The 18,668-nt window shown below is 68.3% G+C and carries 17 protein-coding genes and 1 other RNA gene; 16 read left to right on the plus strand and 2 right to left on the minus strand.

Annotation, left to right across the window (positions count from 1 at the left end; translation table 11 throughout):
• Positions 1-95: 95 nt before the first annotated feature.
• From AC5RW2_RS33835 to smpB, 12 genes are all read left to right on the plus strand, one after another.
• Entirely contained in the window at positions 96-860 is a 765-nt protein-coding gene (locus AC5RW2_RS33835; protein WP_494049731.1) for an ABC transporter ATP-binding protein, read from the plus strand.
• The gene (locus AC5RW2_RS33840) at positions 857-1,789 is read left to right on the plus strand and encodes an ABC transporter ATP-binding protein (RefSeq protein ID WP_494074990.1); all 933 of its coding nucleotides are present in this window, start codon (positions 857-859) and stop codon (positions 1,787-1,789) included. The genes AC5RW2_RS33835 and AC5RW2_RS33840 overlap by 4 nt, the downstream gene beginning before the upstream one ends.
• The gene (locus AC5RW2_RS33845; protein WP_494000186.1) at positions 1,786-2,661 is read left to right on the plus strand and encodes a branched-chain amino acid ABC transporter permease; all 876 of its coding nucleotides are present in this window, start codon (positions 1,786-1,788) and stop codon (positions 2,659-2,661) included. The genes AC5RW2_RS33840 and AC5RW2_RS33845 overlap by 4 nt, the downstream gene beginning before the upstream one ends.
• Positions 2,658-3,887, plus strand: coding sequence for a branched-chain amino acid ABC transporter permease (locus AC5RW2_RS33850; RefSeq protein WP_494074991.1), 1,230 nt, complete (start codon positions 2,658-2,660; stop codon positions 3,885-3,887). The genes AC5RW2_RS33845 and AC5RW2_RS33850 overlap by 4 nt, the downstream gene beginning before the upstream one ends.
• Positions 3,884-5,479 carry a class I adenylate-forming enzyme family protein gene (locus AC5RW2_RS33855; protein WP_494074992.1) on the plus strand — a complete coding sequence of 532 codons (1,596 nt, stop codon included), beginning with the start codon at positions 3,884-3,886 and terminating at the stop codon, positions 5,477-5,479. The genes AC5RW2_RS33850 and AC5RW2_RS33855 overlap by 4 nt, the downstream gene beginning before the upstream one ends.
• On the plus strand, positions 5,476-6,117 hold the full coding sequence (locus AC5RW2_RS33860; RefSeq protein ID WP_494074993.1) for a TetR/AcrR family transcriptional regulator: 642 nt from the start codon (positions 5,476-5,478) through the stop codon (positions 6,115-6,117). Before AC5RW2_RS33855 ends, AC5RW2_RS33860 begins: the two co-directional genes overlap by 4 nt.
• Positions 6,110-6,862, plus strand: a complete 753-nt coding sequence (locus AC5RW2_RS33865) for a 3-hydroxybutyrate dehydrogenase (RefSeq protein WP_494074994.1) — start codon at positions 6,110-6,112, stop codon at positions 6,860-6,862. Before AC5RW2_RS33860 ends, AC5RW2_RS33865 begins: the two co-directional genes overlap by 8 nt.
• A complete protein-coding gene (locus tag AC5RW2_RS33870; protein ID WP_494074995.1) occupies positions 6,859-7,800 on the plus strand; it encodes an alpha/beta fold hydrolase in 942 nt (313 codons plus the stop codon). The genes AC5RW2_RS33865 and AC5RW2_RS33870 overlap by 4 nt, the downstream gene beginning before the upstream one ends.
• Positions 7,801-7,917: 117 nt before the next feature.
• Positions 7,918-8,619, plus strand: coding sequence for a cell division ATP-binding protein FtsE (gene ftsE / locus AC5RW2_RS33875; protein ID WP_493979073.1), 702 nt, complete (start codon positions 7,918-7,920; stop codon positions 8,617-8,619).
• Entirely contained in the window at positions 8,616-9,530 is a 915-nt protein-coding gene (ftsX, locus tag AC5RW2_RS33880; protein ID WP_494022786.1) for a permease-like cell division protein FtsX, read from the plus strand. The genes ftsE and ftsX overlap by 4 nt, the downstream gene beginning before the upstream one ends.
• Positions 9,531-9,630: 100 nt before the next feature.
• Positions 9,631-11,010, plus strand: a complete 1,380-nt coding sequence (locus tag AC5RW2_RS33885; RefSeq protein ID WP_494000181.1) for a peptidoglycan DD-metalloendopeptidase family protein — start codon at positions 9,631-9,633, stop codon at positions 11,008-11,010.
• A 137-nt stretch (positions 11,011-11,147) separates the two neighbouring features.
• Positions 11,148-11,621, plus strand: coding sequence for an SsrA-binding protein SmpB (gene smpB / locus AC5RW2_RS33890; protein ID WP_494000180.1), 474 nt, complete (start codon positions 11,148-11,150; stop codon positions 11,619-11,621).
• Positions 11,622-11,721: 100 nt separating this feature from the next.
• Here the strand turns inward: smpB and AC5RW2_RS33895 are convergent, their stop codons facing one another.
• Positions 11,722-12,858, minus strand: a complete 1,137-nt coding sequence (locus AC5RW2_RS33895; RefSeq protein WP_494022789.1) for a carboxylate-amine ligase — start codon at positions 12,856-12,858, stop codon at positions 11,722-11,724.
• Between the two features lie 137 nt (positions 12,859-12,995).
• Between AC5RW2_RS33895 and ssrA the strand changes: the two genes are divergently transcribed.
• The 3 genes from ssrA (at position 12,996) to AC5RW2_RS33910 (ending at position 15,010) form a co-directional block, all read left to right on the plus strand.
• Positions 12,996-13,365, plus strand: a transfer-messenger RNA (tmRNA) gene (gene ssrA / locus AC5RW2_RS33900).
• Positions 13,366-13,644: 279 nt separating this feature from the next.
• On the plus strand, positions 13,645-14,454 hold the full coding sequence (locus tag AC5RW2_RS33905; RefSeq protein WP_494074996.1) for a tetratricopeptide repeat protein: 810 nt from the start codon (positions 13,645-13,647) through the stop codon (positions 14,452-14,454).
• A 205-nt stretch (positions 14,455-14,659) separates the two neighbouring features.
• Complete coding sequence (locus AC5RW2_RS33910) at positions 14,660-15,010, plus strand: hypothetical protein (RefSeq protein ID WP_494074997.1); 351 nt, start codon at positions 14,660-14,662, stop codon at positions 15,008-15,010.
• Positions 15,011-15,138: 128 nt separating this feature from the next.
• Here the strand turns inward: AC5RW2_RS33910 and AC5RW2_RS33915 are convergent, their stop codons facing one another.
• Positions 15,139-17,619, minus strand: a complete 2,481-nt coding sequence (locus AC5RW2_RS33915) for a S8 family serine peptidase (protein ID WP_494074998.1) — start codon at positions 17,617-17,619, stop codon at positions 15,139-15,141.
• 290 nt (positions 17,620-17,909) lie between these two features.
• Here AC5RW2_RS33915 and AC5RW2_RS33920 point away from each other — a divergent pair, with 290 nt between their 5' ends.
• A complete protein-coding gene (locus AC5RW2_RS33920; RefSeq protein WP_494074999.1) occupies positions 17,910-18,548 on the plus strand; it encodes a hypothetical protein in 639 nt (212 codons plus the stop codon).
• Positions 18,549-18,668: the final 120 nt, after the last annotated feature.

The raw sequence follows: 18,668 nt of genomic DNA on the forward strand, positions 1-18,668 counted from the left end.
GCCCGCACTGTTGCAGTACCGGGGCGCCGCCGACCTAACCGGCGGCGGCGCCCCGGCCCGCGGACAGGGTCCTCGACCGGACAGAAAGTGACATGATGACCTCCCCAGATCAGCCCGCGCTCACGGTGCAAGGCCTCGGCCTGCAGATCGGCGGCGCCCGCATCCTCGAGGATGTCGGATTCTCCGTCGCGACCGGAGAAATGGTCGGCGTGATCGGACCGAACGGTGCCGGCAAGACCACCTTGTTCAACCTCATCTCCGGCGTCCTGAAGCCGACGGCCGGTTCCATCACGCTCGACGGCAAGGACGTCACGTCGGCCTCGATCCACAGCCGCGCGCGCGCTGGCCTGGGCCGGACATTCCAGACCTCCAGCCTGTTCCCGCGGCTCAGCGTGCTGGAAAACGTCCGGCTCGCGGCCCAGGCAGGCCTCGGCGGAAGCGTCACGGTCTTCCGTTTCCCCTCGCGGACGGATTCCGCGACCGCCGCCGCGAAGCAGAACGTGGCCGAGGTCGGGCTGGAGGACAAGCTGCACACCGCGGCCGGAGACCTCGCCCACGGCGACAAGCGCAAGGTGGAGATCGCCATGCTCCTGGCCGGCAACCCCTCGGTCATCCTGCTCGACGAACCGATGGCCGGCGTGGCCTCCGGCGACGTGCCGGGGCTGAGCGCCATCATCCGCCGGATGCACCGCGACCGCGGCTGCACCGTGATGATGGTCGAGCACCACATGGACGTGGTCCTCGGGCTGGTCGACCGCGTGGCGGTCATGCACCACGGCAAGCTGCTGGCCATCGACACCCCGGACGCGGTGATGGCCAATCCCACCGTCCAGAGCGCCTACCTGGGAGAACCCGTATGAGCCAGCACCCGGAACCCCGCGCGGCCGCGCCGCAGGACGCTGCCCAACCCCTTGCGACGACGACCACCGCGACCGCCACGGCCACGTCGCCGGCCGCGACCCGGCCGGACCGCCACGCCCGCCCGGTGCTGGAGGTAGCGGGGCTCAGCGCGCACATCGCCGGCCAGCAGGTGGTGGAGAACGTCAGCTTCTCCGTGCCGGCCACCGGCATCACCGCCCTGCTGGGCCGCAACGGCGTGGGCAAGACCAGCACCATCAAGGCCATCATCGGGCTGATCTCCCGCAGCGGCAGCGTGACGCTGGACGGCACTCGGATCGATAAGGAAGCGACCTACAAGATCATCCGCCGCGGCGTGGGCTACGTCCCGGAGGACCGCGAGGTCTTCTCCAAGCTGACCGTGGCGGAGAACCTGCGGCTGGCCGAACGGGACGCCTCACCGCGCCGGCAGCTGGTGGAGGAACTCTTTCCCGACCTGCTCAAGCGCGCCTCGCAGATGGCCGGGACGCTCTCCGGCGGGCAGCAGCAGATGGTCTCGCTGGCGCGTGCGCTGCTGAATGAGAACAAGCTGCTGCTGATCGACGAGCCGACCAAGGGCCTGGCGCCCAAGATCGTGCAGGAAGTCTCCGAGACGCTGGAGCGGGCCGCCGCAACGGTGCCGATCCTGCTGGTGGAGCAGAACCTGCAGGTGGTCCGCCAGCTGGCCGCCGGCGCGGTGGTGCTGTCCGGCGGGCGGGTGGTCCACACCACCGACAGCGCGCTGGATTTCCTGGACAACGAAGACCTGACCCAGCGGCTGCTGGGCGTCCACGCCGAAGGCGGGCACGACGACGAGGCCGGCCCCGCCGCCGGCGCAGGCGGCCGGGACACGGCCCCCACCGCCGTATCCCTTTCCGAGACCGGCACCGACCCGAACGGGGTGCACAAGTGAGTACCATCGTCCTGCTGACCGTCACCGGCCTGGGCCTGGGCGCGCTCTACTTCCTGGTGGCCTCCGGGCTGAGCCTGATCTACGGGCTGATGGGCGTGCTGAACTTCGCGCACGGCTCCTTCCTGACCCTGGGCGCATTCGCCGGCTGGGAAGTGGCCCGCCGCGCCGGCGCCGACAACTGGTGGACCTTCCTCGGCTCCCTCCTGGTGGGCGCCGTCGTGGGGGCCCTGTTCGCCGCCTTCACCGAGTTCGTGCTCATCCGCAAGCTGTACGAGCGGCACATCGAACAGGTCCTGGTCACCGTCGGCCTCTCGCTGGCATCGGTCGCGCTGTTCGACGGGATCTGGGGCACCGACCCGGTCTATATCTCCGGACCCGAATGGTTCAGCCAGACCACCAGAATCCTCGGCGCCGACATCGCGAACGATCGCTTCGTGGCCATCATCGCGGCGGTGTTCGTGCTGCTGGGCCTGGTGTTCTTCCTCAAGCGCACCCGCTACGGCATGATCATCCGCGCCGGCGTGGAAAGCCGCTCCATGGTCACCGCGCTGGGCATCGACGTCCGCAAGGCGTTCACGCTGGTCTTCGCCATCGGCGGCGCCGCGGCCGGCCTGGGCGGGGTGCTGGCCAGCCACTACTTCGGCTACGTCTCGCCGCTGCTGGGCGGATCGCTGCTGATCTTCGCCTTCATCGTCACCGTGATCGGCGGCCTGGGCTCGCTCACCGGCGCGGCCATCGCCTCGGTGGTGGTGGCGCTGCTGCAGCAGTTCGCGAACTTCTACCTCAACGGCACCGGGGATTTCGTCGTCGTCGTGGCCCTGGCCCTTGTCCTGCTCTTCCGGCCCTCCGGCCTGCTCGGGAGGAAATCATGACCACCAGCAAGACCGACCCCCAGTCGGACGCGCAGCCGAATCCTGCCGCCGCAACCGCTGGGCACGCCGAGGCCCCGGGCGCCGCCGGAGGCGAGACGCCGCGGCGCGGACGGAAGGGCAGGAACGACGGCGGGGCTGCCGCCGGCGGGGTCCGCGGGCTGCTCAAGTGGGCCGCCGGGGGTGCGGCCGTGGTGCTGCTGGCCCTGCTGCCGCTGCTGAACCTGTCCCTGCCGGGCGTGCTGCCCGGTCCCACCTACACCCCGGGTTCGCTGCAGCTGATCGCCATGTGCATGCTGATGGCCGCCGCGGCGCTCAGCTACCACCTGCTGCTCGGCGTCACCGGCCTGCTGTCCTTCGGCCATGCGCTGTACTTCGGCGCCGGGGTCTACGGGCTCGGCGTCATCCTGGACACGTTCGACATCCCGCTGCTGCCGGCCATGGGCCTGACGCTGCTGCTGGTCATCGTGCTGGCCCACGTGGTCGGCGCGGTCGGCCTGCGCGTGACGGGCATCCCGTTCGCCATGGTCACCCTGGCCTTCGCGGAGGCCGGCCACGTGCTGGTGGGCCGCAACCCCGGCCAGGCCACCGGCGGCGAAGAGGGCCTGACCCTGGCCACGGAGAACCTGCCCGAGGCCCTGCTGGGGGTGGCCAACACCCGCAACCTGTACTGGCTGGCGCTGATCGTGCTCCTGGTGGTCTTCGCCGTCGTCAGCTGGGTGCAGTTCAGCCGCGCCGGCCACGTGGCCGCGGCGGTGCGCGAGAATGAGCTGCGCGTGCGGGTCATCGGGCTGCAGCCCTACCTGGTCAAGCTGCTGGTGTTCGTGGTCGGCGGGGTGCTGGCCTCGGCGGTCGGCATGGTCTACCTGCTGCTGCAGTCCGGTGCCGTCCCGCGCAGCCTCTCGGCCGACTTCACCATCACCCTGCTGGTCATGGTGGTGCTCGGCGGCGTGGGCTCGCGCTGGGGAGCGGTCATCGGCGGCGTCTTCTACACGCTGCTGGACCAGCGGCTGACGGCGCTGGCGCAGTCCGAGGCCATCGCCAATTTGCCGGACATCCTGCGGATCCCGCTCTCGGAGCCGCTGTTCATCCTCGGTACACTGTTCATCCTGGTGGTCCTGTTCCTGCCCGGCGGCATCACCGGCGCGGTGCAGCGGGCCACCCTCAGCCGCGGCCAGCGCCGCCAGGCAGCCGCCCGGCAGCGCGACATCCTGGAGAAAGCCGAGTGAACCTGCAGCCCCATCCGCCCGCCGGCGGCCTCCATACCCTCGGCCGCTGGACCGCCGACCGCGCGGTGTCCACCCCCGACCGGGTGGCGATCGACGACCGCGGGGTCAGCCTGCGCTATCGCGACCTCGATGCCCGGGCCGTCGCCCTGGCCGCGGGCCTTCGCGCCGCCGGCTACGGGGTGGGGGACCGGATCGCCACGCTGACCGGCAACTCCGCCGACCACGTGGTGCTGTTCTTCGCCTGCGCCAAGGCCGGCCTGGTGCTGGTCCCGCTGTCCTGGCGGCTGTCGCCCGGGGAGATCGCCGAGCAGCTGCAGCTGGCGGACCCGGCGCTGCTGCTGGTGGAGGATGAATTCGACGCGCTGGCCGCGGCCGCCGCCACGATGCTCCCGCTGCCGCCGCGCACGGCGGCGCTGGGGCCCTCGGGGGTGGAGCGGCACGTGCCCTGCCCCACGCGCCGGCTGGACAGCACCGGGGCGCCCGTCCAGCGGGACGTGCGCGACGACGATGCCCTCCTGATGATCTTCACGTCCGGTACCGAGGGGCCGAGCAAGGCCGCCATCCTCACGCACGCCAACTGCTTCTGGACCAACCTCTCGCTGTCGCGGACCATGGAGCTCTCCAGCTCCGACGTGGTGCTGGCCGCGCTGCCGCAGTTTCACGTGGGCGGCTGGAACATCCAGCCGCTGCTGGCCTGGTGGACCGGCGCCACGGTGGTGCTGGAACGCACGTTCGACGCCGGCCGGATGCTGCAGCTGATCGCCGAACGCAGGGTCACCACCATGATGGGCGTCCCCACCCAGTACGCCCTGCTGGCCGAGCACCCCGGCTTCGCGTCCGCCGACCTGTCCAGCCTGCAGCACGCGATCGTCGGCGGGGCGTCGATGCCCGCGCCGCTGCTGCGGATCTGGCACAAGCGGGGCGTGGCCCTGAGCCAGGGCTACGGCCTGACCGAGGCCTCGCCCAACGTGCTCTGCCTGCCCAACGAAGACGCGGCCTCCATGATCGGCTACGCGGGCAAGCCCTACCCGCACGTCAGCGTGGCGGTGGCGGACCCGGCCACCGGTGAGATCCTGGACGGCGAGGCCACCGGTGAGCTGCTGGTCTCGGGACCGGGCGTGTTCGCCGGCTACTTCCGGAACCCGGACGCCACCGCGGCGGCGCTCGCCGGCGGCTGGCTGCGCACGGGCGACCTGGTCGAACGCACCGCGGACGGCTTCTTCCGGATCGTGGACCGGATCAAGGACCTCTACATCTCCGGCGGCGAAAACGTGGCCCCGGCCCAGGTGGAGCAGGTCCTGCTCTCGCATCCCGCGGTGGCGGAGGCCGCCGTCGTCGGGGTTCCCGACGAACGCTGGGGCGAGACCGGGCTGGCCTACGTGGTGGTCCGGCCGGGCCGGATCACCGACGCCGAGGAACTGGCCGAGCACTGCCGGGCGCAGCTGGCCGCCTTCAAGGTCCCCGGCCGCTTCGCCTTCGTGCCGGCGCTGCCGCGCACCGCACTGAACAAGGTGGTCCGGGGGAGGCTGCGGGAGGCCGCCGTCCGCTCCGGCCGCCACCCGCTGACCGCAGGATCGGAGCAGGAATCATGAGCGCTGCACCACGCACCGCCCGGGGCACCCGGACGCGGGCCAAGCTGCTGGAGGCGGCCGAAGCGGTGTTCGCGTCGGTGGGCTACCACGAGGCCTCGATCGTCAAGATCACAGAGCAGGCCGACGTCGGGCTGGGCACCTTCTACCTCTACTTCGAGGGCAAGCAGGCCGTCTTCGACGAGGTCGTCGAGGACCTCAACCGGCGGGTGCGCCACGCGATGACCGAGGCGGCCAGGTCGGCGGAGAACCGGCTGGAGGCCGAGCGGGCCGGGTTCAAGGCGTTTTTCCGCTTCACGGCCGAACACCCCGCGCTCTACCGGATCATCCGGCAGGCGGAGTTCGTATCGCCCGGCGCCCTGCGGATGCACTACACGCGCATTGTCAACGGCTACATTGAGGGACTGAAGGCGGCGCAGGCCACCGGCGAGGTCCGTCCGATGGACCCGAACGTCGCGGCGTGGGCGCTGATGGGCATCGGCGAACTGATCGGCATGCGCTGGGTGCTCTGGGAGGACGACGACGGTGCGCAGCCCGTCCCGCGGGAAGTGCCCGACCACGTATTCGAAGAGATGATGCAGTTCATTGAGCGGGCGCTGGCGCCCGGACAGCAGACGACGGAAGGACCCACCCATGGCTGAGAAGACTCTGACGGGCCGCAGCGCCATGGTGACCGGCGGGGCCAGCGGCATCGGCGAGGCCTGCGCGCGGGCCCTGGCCGACCGAGGCGCGAAGGTCACCGTGGCCGACCTGGACGGCGCGGCCGCCGAACGGGTGGCGCAGGAGATCGGCGGGGTCCCGTGGCAGGTGGACCTCAGCGACACCCGGGCGCTGGAAACGGCGGCGGTGGACACCGACATCCTGGTCAACAATGCCGGGATCCAGCGGATCAACCCCATCGAGGAGTTCGACCCGGAGGCCTTCCGGCTGATGCTTCGCCTGATGCTCGAATCCCCGTTCCTGCTGATCCGCGCGGCGCTGCCGGGCATGTACCAGCGCGGCTTCGGCCGGATCATCAACGTCTCCTCCGTGCACGGGCTGCGGGCGTCGGCCTACAAATCCGCGTACGTCTCCGCCAAGCACGGGTTGGAAGGCCTCTCAAAGGTCACCGCGCTGGAGGGCGGCGCGCACGGGGTGACCAGCAACTGCATCAATCCCGGGTACGTGAAGACACCGCTGGTCGAGAAGCAGATTGCCGACCAGGCCCGGATGCACCAGCTGCCGGCGGAAGAAGTGGTCGCCAAGGTGATGCTCACCGAGAGCGCCGTCAAGCGCCTGGTCGAGCCGCACGAAGTGGCTTCGCTGGTGTGCTGGCTCGCGGGGCCCGACGCCGGCATGGTCACCGGCGCGTCCTACACGATGGACGGGGGATGGTCCAGCCGATGAGCGCCGAACCCGCAGCCCTGCCCTACGCCGCCCTGGACGTGCCGGTCCGCGGCGGCACCCTGCGCACCGGCGTGTGGGGACCCCCGGACGCCCAGGCACCGGCCATCCTGGCCGTGCACGGCGTGACCGCCTCCCATCGCACCTGGGGCCTGCTGGCGCAGGAGCTCGACGGCGTGCGGGTGATCGCCCCGGATCTGCGCGGGCGCGGGCGCAGCAACGGGCTGCCCGGCCCGTTCGGCATGGCCGCGCACGCCGACGACCTCGCGGAGGTGCTCGCGGCGCACGGCGTTGGCCGGGCCGTCGTCGTCGGCCATTCCATGGGGGCGTTTGCCTCCGTGGTGCTGGCCCGGCGCCACCCGCGGCTGGTGGAGTCCCTGGTGCTCGTCGACGGCGGCCTGCCGCTGCAGGTGCCGGCCGGGCTCAGCGACGAGGAGGTCATCCAGTCGGTGCTGGGTCCGGCGGCCGAACGGCTGGCCGCGACGTTCCCCAGCAGGGAGGCGTATCGGGACTTCTGGCGGGTGCATCCGGCCTTCGCCGAGCATTGGAACGCGCTGGTGGAGGACTACGTGGACTACGACCTCGCGGGCGAGCCGCCGCTGTTGCGGCCGGCGACAAATTACGAGGCGATGGCCCGCGACACGGCCGACCTGAACAGCGGCGCTGTCCTGATGGACGCGCTGGAATCACTCGCTGTTCCGGCGGTGCTGCTGCGGGCCCCGCGCGGCCTGCTGAACGAAGACGCGGGCCTGTACACGCCCGGATACGTGGACGGCTGGGCGCGCCGGCTGCCGGCGCTGCGGGTGCGCGAGGTGGCCGGAACCAACCACTACACCATCGTCATGGACAGCCCGGGCGCGGCGGCGGTGGCGGATGCCGTGCGCGAGGCCCTGTCCGGCCGGGAGGCGGGACGGGCCGCGGGCCAGGGGCCGGTCCGGTGAAACGACACACCGAACAAGCTGCAGGATAAACTCAAGACTGCGTGCCTATAGTCGAGAGGCTGAGGTTTCTTCCCCCAAGCACAAGCCCTCGTCCTCGGCCTGAGGCACAAAGTAGTCATGATTCGATTCGATAACGTCACGAAGATCTACGACCAGAACTCTCGTCCGGCCTTGGACAAGATCAGTCTGGAGATCGACCGCGGCGACTTCGCGTTCTTGGTCGGCTCGTCCGGGTCCGGGAAATCCACGTTCATCCGCCTGGTCCTGAAAGAAGACCGCGCCACCCGCGGCTCGGTCTACGTCGCCGGCCAGAACGTGGCCAACATTCCCAGCTGGCGCGTGCCCAAACTGCGCCGCGGCATCGGCGTGGTGTTCCAGGATTTCCGGCTGCTGCCCAACAAGACAGTCTTCGCCAACGTGGCGTTCGCCATGCAGGTGATCGGGCGCAGCCGGGCGGTGATCCGCGAGACGGTGCCCGAAGTGCTCAAGACCGTGGGCCTGGAGGGCAAAGACCACCGCATGCCGCACGAGCTCTCCGGTGGCGAGCAGCAGCGCGTCGCCATCGCACGCGCCGTCGTGAACAAGCCCGGGATCCTGCTGGCCGACGAACCCACCGGCAACCTGGATCCGACCACCTCGCTGGGGATTATGAAGGTGCTGGACCGGATCAACCAGAACGGCACCACCGTGGTGATGGCCACCCACGACAACGTGATCGTGAACGAAATGCGCAAGCGTGTGATCGAGCTGCGCGACGGCGTGCTGGTGCGCGACCAGTCCGAAGGCATCTACCTGGGCGAACCGGAGGAGGCCAAATGAGGCTGGCTTTTATCCTCGGCGAAATCGGTTCCGGCCTGCGCCGCAACCTGTCCATGGTGGTCTCCGTGGTGCTGGTGACCTTCATTTCGCTCAGCTTCGTGGGCGCGGCCGGCATGCTGCAGATGCAGATCAACCAGATGAAGGGCTACTGGTACGACAAGGTCCAGGTAGCCATCTTCCTGTGCGTCGACACCTCGACGACGGCCAGCTGCGCGGCGGGCCCCGTGACCGACGAACAGCGTGCGGAAATCGAGTCCACGCTGACCAGTCCGGCCGTGGAACAGTACGTGGACACCTACCTGTACGAGTCGCAGGACGATGCCCTGGGCCACTTCCGCGACCAGTTCGCGAACTCGCCGATCGTGGACTCGGTGACGGCCGACCAGCTGCCGGAGTCCTTCCGCGTCTCGCTGGTGGATCCGCAGAAGTACGAGGTCATCAACGAGATCTTCTCCTCGCTGCCCGGCGTCGAAGTAGTCGTGGACCAGCGCGAGATCCTGGAAAAGGTCTTCAGCGTCATGAACATCGCCTCGCTCGTGGCGGTGGGCATCGCCGTCGTCATGATTGTCTGCGCCATCCTGCTGATCGCCACCACCATCAGGCTTTCCGCCTTCAGCCGGCGCCGGGAAACCGGCATCATGCGCCTGGTCGGTGCATCCAAGGCCGTGATCCAGCTGCCGTTCGTGCTGGAAGGGGTGATCGCCGCCGTGCTCGGGGCGCTGCTGGCCTCGGTCACCCTGTGGGCCGTGGCGCACTTCTTCATCGGCGGCTGGCTGGCCAGCCAATACCCCGACACGGCCTTCATTTCCTCCAGCACCATGCTGGTGATCGGTCCCGCGCTGGTGCTGCTGGGCGCCGTCCTGGCCGGAATATCGTCCCTTTTGACCCTGCGCCGCTACCTTAAGGTCTAGACTCATGAAACGTGCACAGAACTTGACATTGGGGAGCCAGGCTGTGAGCCGTACTAAGCCGCGGAAGAAATGCCTTCCGCAAGGGATTTTGAGTGCCGCCATGGCCGCCCTGCTCGCGTTCTCGCTGGGCTCCGCCGGCCCCGCCCAGGCAGACGACCTCGACGACCGCAAGGCCGCCCTCGACCAGGAAATCCAGCAGATCGAATCGTCGCTGGAGTTCCTCAACGCCGACATCGTCGAGGCGGTCAAGGAGCTGAAGCAGCACCAGAGCCGGCTGCCGGCGGCGCAGCAAAAGCTCTCCGAGGCCGAGGGCCGGGTGGACGCCGCCGCCAACAAGGTGGCCGCACTGGCGCAGCGCGTGGACCTGGCGCTGCAGACCAAGGACAAGATCAACCAGCAACTGGCCAGCGATGCCGAGGAGCTGGAGGAAACCAAGAAGGTCATCGGCCAGATCGCCACCCAGGCCTACAAGCAGGGCGGGGTGCCGTCCAACCTCTCGCTGTTCTTCGGTTCCGACGGCGACGCCAACCTGGCCAGCACCATCGACCTGGCAGACCAGGCGCTGCGCAGCCAGAACGCGGCACTGGACAAGCTGGCCCAGCAGAACGCGACGAATGTGAACTCCCGGGCGCGGCTGGAAGCCGTGGAGGAGGAAATCCGGGACCTGAAGGCGCAGGCCGAGGAGGCGCTGGCGGCCGAACAAGTCGCCCGCGACGAGGCGGCCGCCGAAAAGCAGAAGGTCGACCAGCTGATCGCCGAGACCTCGGCGCTGTCGGACAGCCTGCAGGCCAAGAAGCCGCAGATCGAGCAGGAGCTGGCCAAGACCGAGCAGGCCCAGAACCAGGTGCTCTCGCAGATCAAGGAGCGGCAGGAACGGCTCCGCCGCGAGGCGGCGGAGAAGGCCCGGCGCGAGGCCGAGGAGCGGCGCAAGGCCCAGGAGGCCTGGGAGCGGGAACAGGCCCGGATCAAGGCGGCACAGCAGGCGGCGCGCAACAGCGGCCAGCCGGTGCCGCAGCTGGTCCCGAGGGTGCCGCCGCCCCCTCCGGCCAGCCAGGCGCCGTCGTCCTTCGGCTTGATCAACCCGGTGAACGGGCCCATCACGTCCGGCTACGGCTGGCGGCCCACTCCGGCGGGCACGATGGACTTCTACGGCACCGGCGGCTACATGCACAGCGGGATCGACTACGGTTCCGCCTGCGGCACGCCGATCTACGCGCCGGCGGCGGGCACCGTGGCGCGCGCGGACAGCACGGTCTGGGGCGGCGGCAACAGCGTGACGATGAGCCACGGCGTGGTCGGCGGCAACGCGCTGGACACCAACTTCTACCACATGACCCGCTACGTGGTGTACGCCGGCCAGAGCGTCGGCCGCGGCCAGCTGATCGGCTATGTGGGCAGCACCGGCAACTCCACCGGCTGCCACCTGCACTTCGAAACCATCGTCAACGGCAGCTTCGTCAATCCGATGAACCTGCTCTAGGTTTCGGCGGCGGCACCCGGCGTGCTGCGGCTTATCCGGCCGTGACGCCGCGGCGGATTATGCGGCGGTAACACCGCGGCGGCGCTCCTGCCGTGGCGCCGCTATAATGGAACGTTCCGACGACGAAGGAGTACCCCGTGCCCAGAGAAAGTGGCCGAAAGGTAGTGGCCACCAATCGAAAGGCCCGGCACGACTACCACATCATGGATACCTACGAGGCCGGCATGGTCTTGATGGGGACCGAGGTGAAGTCTCTGCGCGAGGGCCGTGCTTCGCTGGTGGACGGCTTCGCCATCTTCTATAACGATGAGCTGTACCTGGAATCCGTCTACATCCCGGAATACCTCAACGGCAGTTGGACCAACCATGCCGCCCGGCGCCGGCGGAAGCTCTTGCTGCACCGGGCCGAGCTGGAAAAGATTTCCCGCCAGACCAGGGAGTCGGGCTACACGATTGTTCCGCTGCAGCTGTACTTCAACGACGGCCTGGCCAAGGTGGAGATCGGCGTGGGCCGCGGCAAAAAGGACTACGACAAGCGCCAGACGCTGCGCGAGAAGCAGGACAACCGCGAGGCCCTGCGCGCGATGCGGGAAAAGAACCGCGGGGCCTGAGCAGCTGCTTTACCGCTGCCGCCCCGCCATGCCGCGGGCGGGAGACGCCCTGTTCCTTCCGCTGCCGCCCCGGCCGCCGGCCGGAGAGCCCTGTGTGGCATCAGCCCGCCGTCAGGGACCGGCGCACCAAGTCCAGCCACCCGGGCAGGCCGCCGCGGGCCAGCGCCTTCCGCTGGCGCTGCGCACCGTTGCCCTCCAGCCGCAGCCGTGCGGCCTGCTCGCGGACCCAGCCGCCGTCCCCGTGCTGCTCCAACGCCTCATCGATATGTCGCAGCAAGAGTTCGAGGACATCGTGCGCGGGCCAGAGGGTGGCCGAGTCCAGATGCACCAGTTTCTCCGACAACCCGAACCGGGCCGCCTGCCAGAGCGCCACGTCCAGGTGTTCCGGATGGAAGTTGGTGACCGGGCGCCCCGCGAGGACGGCGGCCTGCTCGGTGGCGACCAGCGCGCGGACCAGCCCGGCCAGCAGCACGCTGTCGGCCGCGGTGAGCTGGCTGTCGGCGGCCCGGACCTCGATAGTGGGGTAGTGGTCGGCCAGCCTGGCCAGCCAGGAGAGGTGCCCGGGATCCGGGACCACCCCGGAGGCGTACAACTGCCGCACGCGGACGCCGTAGTCGTGCAGGTCCGCGAAGAACGGCGGGCAGCCCTGGACCTGCCAGCGGCGGTACATGATGGTGCGCCAGCTGGCGAAGCCACTGTCCGCGTGCCGCCAGTACGGTGAGTTGGCTGCTACCGCCGTGAGCAGCGGGAGCCAGGGACGCAGCCGGTTAAGGACCTGCAGCCGCACCTCCGGATCTGCCACTTCGACGTGGATGTGCATGCCCGTCACGTACTGGTCGGCGATCAGGGCCGGCGCACGCTCGGCGATGCTGCGGTACCTGGGGTTGTCGGTCACGGATGCCGGACGCAGGTCGGCGTCGAAAATCACGCCGATGCCGGCCGCGGCCGCGCCCGTTGCGGCGGCGCTGAGGGCCAGCTCGTGACGGAAGTCCAGCAGGGCGTCCGCAGCTTCGGACAGCTGGCGGCACACCGGGGTCGAGGTTTCCACCTGGCAGTCGAGCAACTCGTAGCTCACCCATTCCGGGGTGGTTCCCAGGCGCAGGGCGGCCCGCACCGCCGGGCCGGTCGTCACCGGCAAGCCAGTACGCGGGTCCATCAACAGGAATTCTTCTTCGATGCCGAACGTTGCCGGGGTGGACGCCGGCGGCGGCGTGCCTGGAAGCCGGCCCACAACCATGGTTTGAGCCTAAGTCCCGCGACCGCACGCTGGCTATGCCGGGGCGGCGGGAATAGCCCGGCGCAAACATGGGTTACACTGGATGGTCCGGGACGGGTAACTGCCCGGCAGCAATGGTTAATTTGATAACTACATACGGGGATGACAGGTTTCGACGATGTTAGTCGCGCCAGGGGAAGCGGGCCGAGGATGCAGAGTTATCTCGGAAACGCTCTCTGCAAACCAATAAGTGCCGAATCTAAGCGCACTGACTTCGCACTCGCTGCCTAAGTAGCGGTGCAAGTCCGTCAGCCCGGGGATGCTCTCGCCCCGGATGCTGGCGTCATTAAGAGAGCCACTGCTGAATACCTTCGCCGTTGGGGTATTCGGGACATTTAGACGGCTGGGCCCGGGTCAACCACCTGTTTGCGGGATGGTTGGGGCCAAGAAAACCCGAAGCAAACTGCGCCCGGAGAAGTCCTGGCAACACAACATCGGACGGGGGTTCAATTCCCCCCATCTCCACTATGTGATGAGTCGGGACATCCTTTACGGGTGAGTCGGGTCATCGTTTACACCCCGGTCTTCGAACCGGGGTGTTTTCTTTTGTCTGGGTTGGTAGTTCCGGTCCGGGTCTTCGACATGGCTCATGCTGGCACCCGGAGCAGGTAAACGGTGTCCCGACTCATTGGGAAACGATCACTGGAACTATGACAGCGCGCCACGCAGCTTTGGTCACCCCTGGTCGCCCGGACGGCTTTAGGATCGTGATGAATTCGAGGCCTTCGAGCGGCAGGAACAAGACGAGTGATTTTGAATGAGCAGAGCGTGCCGGTCGACTTTCGCGCATCGGCCGAACTGATCCTTTCAGGCGACGCCGACGGTCTCTTCAACGCCGCAAATGACCTGCAGCAGATACCCGCGGCTGAAGCGGTCGAAGCCCTGTATCGACTAGCGATTGAGCACGGGGTTAAGGAAGCACACCTCAACTACGGGACCTTTCTCGAAGGGCAGCATCGGGCCATGCAAGCCTTGGAGCAATACGAGACGGCACATAGGGCAGGGGACCCGCAGGCGGCGTTAGCCCTGGGGCAGGCCTACCTGAACCTTGGGAAACCGGCCGAGGCGATCAGATGGCTAAGCGACGCCGGTGAGAACCCATCAGTCCCACTCCGGCTGGCCAGAGCATACCGAGCCGTAGGGGATGAAGGCTCCGCGGTTGAAATCCTGCGAAAAGGCAGCGAGCTCAGCGCAGAGGCGGCCGTAGAACTGGTCACCACGACGGACCAGTTGGACCTCGACACATCGATTCAGCTCCTCGAAAGACACCTCGACACCGGTGAGGTTGATGTCCTAATCCCTCTAGCGGATCTCTATTCCAAGGCAGGCAGACGTGACAAAGAAATCGAACTTCTGCGGCGCAGCGTCTCTGAAGGCGAACCGAACGCACTGCATAACCTAGGCTTGGCGCTCTGGGAATCGGGGCAGGCTAAGGAGGGTAGGGCGCTTCTCAAGCAGGCCGCGGGCCGAGGCGACCAACTATCAGCCCAAACCCTACGCAACATTCGCCGAGCCTACCGCCAAGTCAGGCCGAAAAGAGCTTCGCGGAGGAGATAAGGGGCGCAACCTACGAGGAAGACACCAAACTGACAAGACGATGTTCAAGAGGCCTTGCTAGCGAGGGGTTCGCCGACAGCCCGCCTGTTGTCATCGAGGGCAGCCACGCGTACGGTCGAAACAGGCGGCCAACTGGTTTTGCCCATTGTGAAGCCCTCTTTCGAGCCACCGGGAGCCTGGTTTCATTCTCTGAAAGGTGGCTCTCATGGAGTCGCACATCAAAACCCACCCCCATGCCCTTTCCATCGCGAGCCTCGATTCGGGCGTGTACTTGGGGCAAGGCACGCACCCGCATCTTGAAGGCCTTGAGGTACCCGGCCTGCCCACCGGCAAGTCGCCCGCGCAGAGGAGCATGCTGGCCGCCGTCCTGTGCAGATCCGGCGAAGTGGAAGCAGCCGAATGGGCTTTGGACCAGGCAAAGGCGGCCAGCGACGAGCAGATCATCGCTGCCCTCTCCTCAGGCTTGTCCGAAGAGGAGGTGGGGGAAGCGGCGGGTGTTTGCGAGTACGCGATCGCCGAGATCGTCGCCGCTCAGGCCCCGCCAAAAGCAAGCTGAGGCGAAGCCAGCCTGAGTGCAGCCTACGTGAGCTCAGCATGCAATGAGCCTGTCCGGCGGAGGAATTCCCGCCCCGCCTGCCGCACGCCTGTGGCTGGGACATCCTTCCAGGTCTGGGCTGGCAGGCGCTATCGAAGGCGTGCGGTGGAGAGCGAGTATCTGTTCGCCGTGTTGTACCCGGTCTTGGACCCGGTGACCCGCGCCCTGATCGTGTCGAAGCGGTCCGTGGCGGTCAACCGGTAGGTCTTGCCGGTGGCGCCGCGGATGGCCGTGCCGGAGCGGTACCACTGGAACTTCAGGGTGGTGCCCGCCGTCCAGGTTCCCGGATACGCGGTCAGCGTGTAGCCCGGCCGCAGCGTGCCCTTGATGACCGGTGCGGACGTGCGCAGGGTGCCCTTGGCAATCGCAGACGTCTTGGCCGAGTACCGGTTCAAGCTGGTGTAGCCGCTCTTGGATCCGGTCACCCGGACGGAGATCTGCTTGCCGGCGTCGGAGCCGGTGAGCACGTAGGTGCGGCCCGTCGCCCGTGAGATCGCCGTGGTGCCGCGGTACCACTGGTACTTCAGCGTGGTGCCCGAGGTCCAGGTCCCGGCGCTGGCGGTCAGCGTGTGGCCGACCTTCTTCGTGCCGGTGACCGTGGGAACCGCTCCGGTGAGGGTGCCGTAGGCGATGGGCCCGCTGGAACCGGATGTCATGGCAGCGGTTGTGTAGCCCGGGGCGGCGCCGGTGACGCGGACGCTCAGGTGTTTCCCGGCGTCGGCCGCGGTCAGGAGGTGACGGCTTCCGGTGGCCCCGCTGATGGCCGTCCCGGACCGGTACCACTGGTACGTAAAGGTTGTGCCCGCGGTCCAGCTGCCCGGGACCGCGGTCAGTGCGTGGCCGACCTTGCGGGTTCCGCTGATCGCCGGCGTGGACCCGGCCAAAACGCCTTCGGCGATAGGGGGCGTCGTGGCGGAGGCAGCGCTGACGGCCGCGTCGTCGTCCATGGTCGCGTGGACCTTCAGGGTGAAAGTATGCCCGGCGTCGGCGCCTGTCAGGGTGTATGTGCGACCGGTGGCTCCGGGGACAGGGCTTCCGCTGCGGTACCACTGGTAGGCGACGCTGACCGGTTCCGGTCTCCAGTCTCCCTCAGTGCCGTACAGGACGTTACCGACGCGCAGGACTCCTGAGATTTTCGGGGGGCCGAAGGGGAGGTGGCCGAAGTCGAGGGACGAGGTGGCGTCGACAAGCCCGGCACCGCACCCTTCGGTACACGTACCGGGAAGCGGGCGGGACCTTCTTTTGAGCTGGTCTTCGACCTGCGCCGGCGTCCAATTCGGACGTGCAGCAAGGATCAAGGCGGCCAGGCCGGCGACGTGCGGTGCGGCCATCGACGTGCCCTGGAGGTAGGAGTAGCCCTCGGCGCCCGGGGTGGTCGTGCCCTGGTTGTATGTGGAGACGATGCCGTTGCCCGCGCCGGTGCTCCCGTCGCCGCCGGGGGCGGTTACGTCGATCATGGCTCCGAAGTTCGAATATGGGGCGCGGTTGCCTTCGCGTCCGCTGGCCGCCACCGTGATGACGTTCTTGCAGTTCGCCGGGGTGGACAGGGAGGCATCCTGGTTCTCATTGCCGGCCGCCACCACGACGGCGGAGCCGGCGTTCACGGCGATGTTCACAGCTGACTGGAAGGTGGCGGAGCACAGATCGGAGCCGCCGAGGGACAGGTTGATGACACGGGCCCGGTTTGAATTGAGCGGGACGTCTGGGACTTTGCCACCTGCCGACCAGATCACGGCGTCGGCGATATCGGACATGTAACCGCCACAGGCTCCGAGTGCGCGGACGGGCAGGATCTTCGCGCCAGGGGCGACCCCGGCGACTCCCTGCCCGTTGTCGGCGACGGCGGCGATGGTGCCGGCTACGTGGGTGCCGTGCCAGGAGGAGTCGTTGTACCCGCAATCACTGGCGTCGTTCCAATCGCCTTCATCCCGGGGGTCTGGGTCCCGGCCGTCGCCATCGCGGGCATCGACCGGGTCGGCGATCATGTCGTAGCCGGGCACCACGTTGGCGTTGAGGTCGCTGTGATCGGTGATGCCCGTGTCGACGACGGCGACCGTGACGCCGTCGCCGCGGCTGACGTCCCAGGCTCCCGGCACGCGCATCCCGGCCGTCTCCTCGAAAAGGTCCCACTGCAGGCCGAAGTGCTCGTCGTTCGGCGTCGTCGACGGTTGCATCCGCTGATCAGGTTCTGCGAATTCGACGGCCGGATCCGCCTCGAGCCCGGCGACCAGTTCCTTGGCCTCAGAGTCTGTGAGGGCCTTGCCGGTGCTGATCACCCGGGCCCCGGTGGCGGTGCCGCGCAGTTCCTTAACGCTGACGCCCAGCTTCTTGGCGGTACGCCCGTAGGCTTTCCCCCTACCGGCGGAGCTGCCCCCGGCCTTGTCCCTGAACTTCACGATGAACCGGTCGGTCGGCATGTCGCGGGCGCTGAGGTATTTGCTCGGCGCGAGGGGCGGGTCAGACTCAGCGGTGGCCGAAGCCGGAACGGCGGCGAGCGTTCCGCCGAGGACAGCGGCGGCGGTGAACGAGGCCAGTCCGGCGAGGAAGCGGCGGGGCAGGGGCGAAGGCATGGGTGTCATCCTTACGGGCGGGGTCCCGGGAAGTTGGTGCAGGACGGACGGGATGCGACGTTGCGCCCACGCGGTTCAGTGTAACGATTATCCCCCGGTGGTACAGCCCTGACAAAGCTCGAACCGGTCACCACCGGGCCGCGGCGGAGTGTGACGGACTCCCGCCGGCCTGTAAAGACCTCACGCTGGTCTCAAGGCCAATCGGTGGCTATTCACCGCTTCCGCTTGCAAGCCCCTCGTCGCCGGATGTAACGATTAAGTTGCAACATCCCCAACGATTGGAGCAACACATGTCATCGTTTGCTAAAACCAAGGCACGGCAGCTGGCCGCTGGAGTCTTCGTCGCAGGCGTGGTGACTGCCGGAGGCGCAGGAGCCGCTTCTGCTCACGAAACACAGGATTCGTTCGTGGCCATCACGGCCGGGGACGTAACCATCGTGCCGGCCCCGGTCGAGGAAGCAGAACCGGTCGTCGAGGACGGTCCCGCGGAGGAAACCCCCGCTGAGGAGCCGGCTGCCCCGGCACCGGTCGAGGACGAAGCCCCAACCCCGGACGAGGGTGAAGAGCCCGTTGAGCCCGTCCCCGGGGAAGAGCCGGTAGAGGAGGTTCCGGTCGAGGAACCGGCTCCGGTGGAGGAAGAGCCTGCACCGGCCCCCATTGAGGAGCCGGTCGTGGAAGAGCCGGCCCCGGCTCCGGTTGAGGAGCCGACCCACGCCTGGCAGGCCGTGAAGGCCGAAACGGACGCCGCGTGGAAATCGGCGAAGGCCGAGGCTGATGCCGCGTGGAAGTCCGCGAAGGCGGAGGGAAGCGCAGACTGGAAGGCCGTCAAGGCTGAAGGAAAGGCCGACTGGAAGACAGCCAAGGCCGAAGGAAAGGCCGTGTGGAAGACGGCCAAGGCCGCCGAGAAGGGCGTCGGCGAGGTCGAGTAATTTAGCCGACTCCGCCATCGGGGGCGGCCTCCCTGCGGGGAGGCCGCCCCTCTGCGTGCAGGCGGGAGCCGGCCGAGTCCGGCGCGGGGACCGGCGGCGATTCGGCTTGCGATTCGACTT

Source organism: Arthrobacter sp. B0316-1-20 (assembly GCF_059091865.1).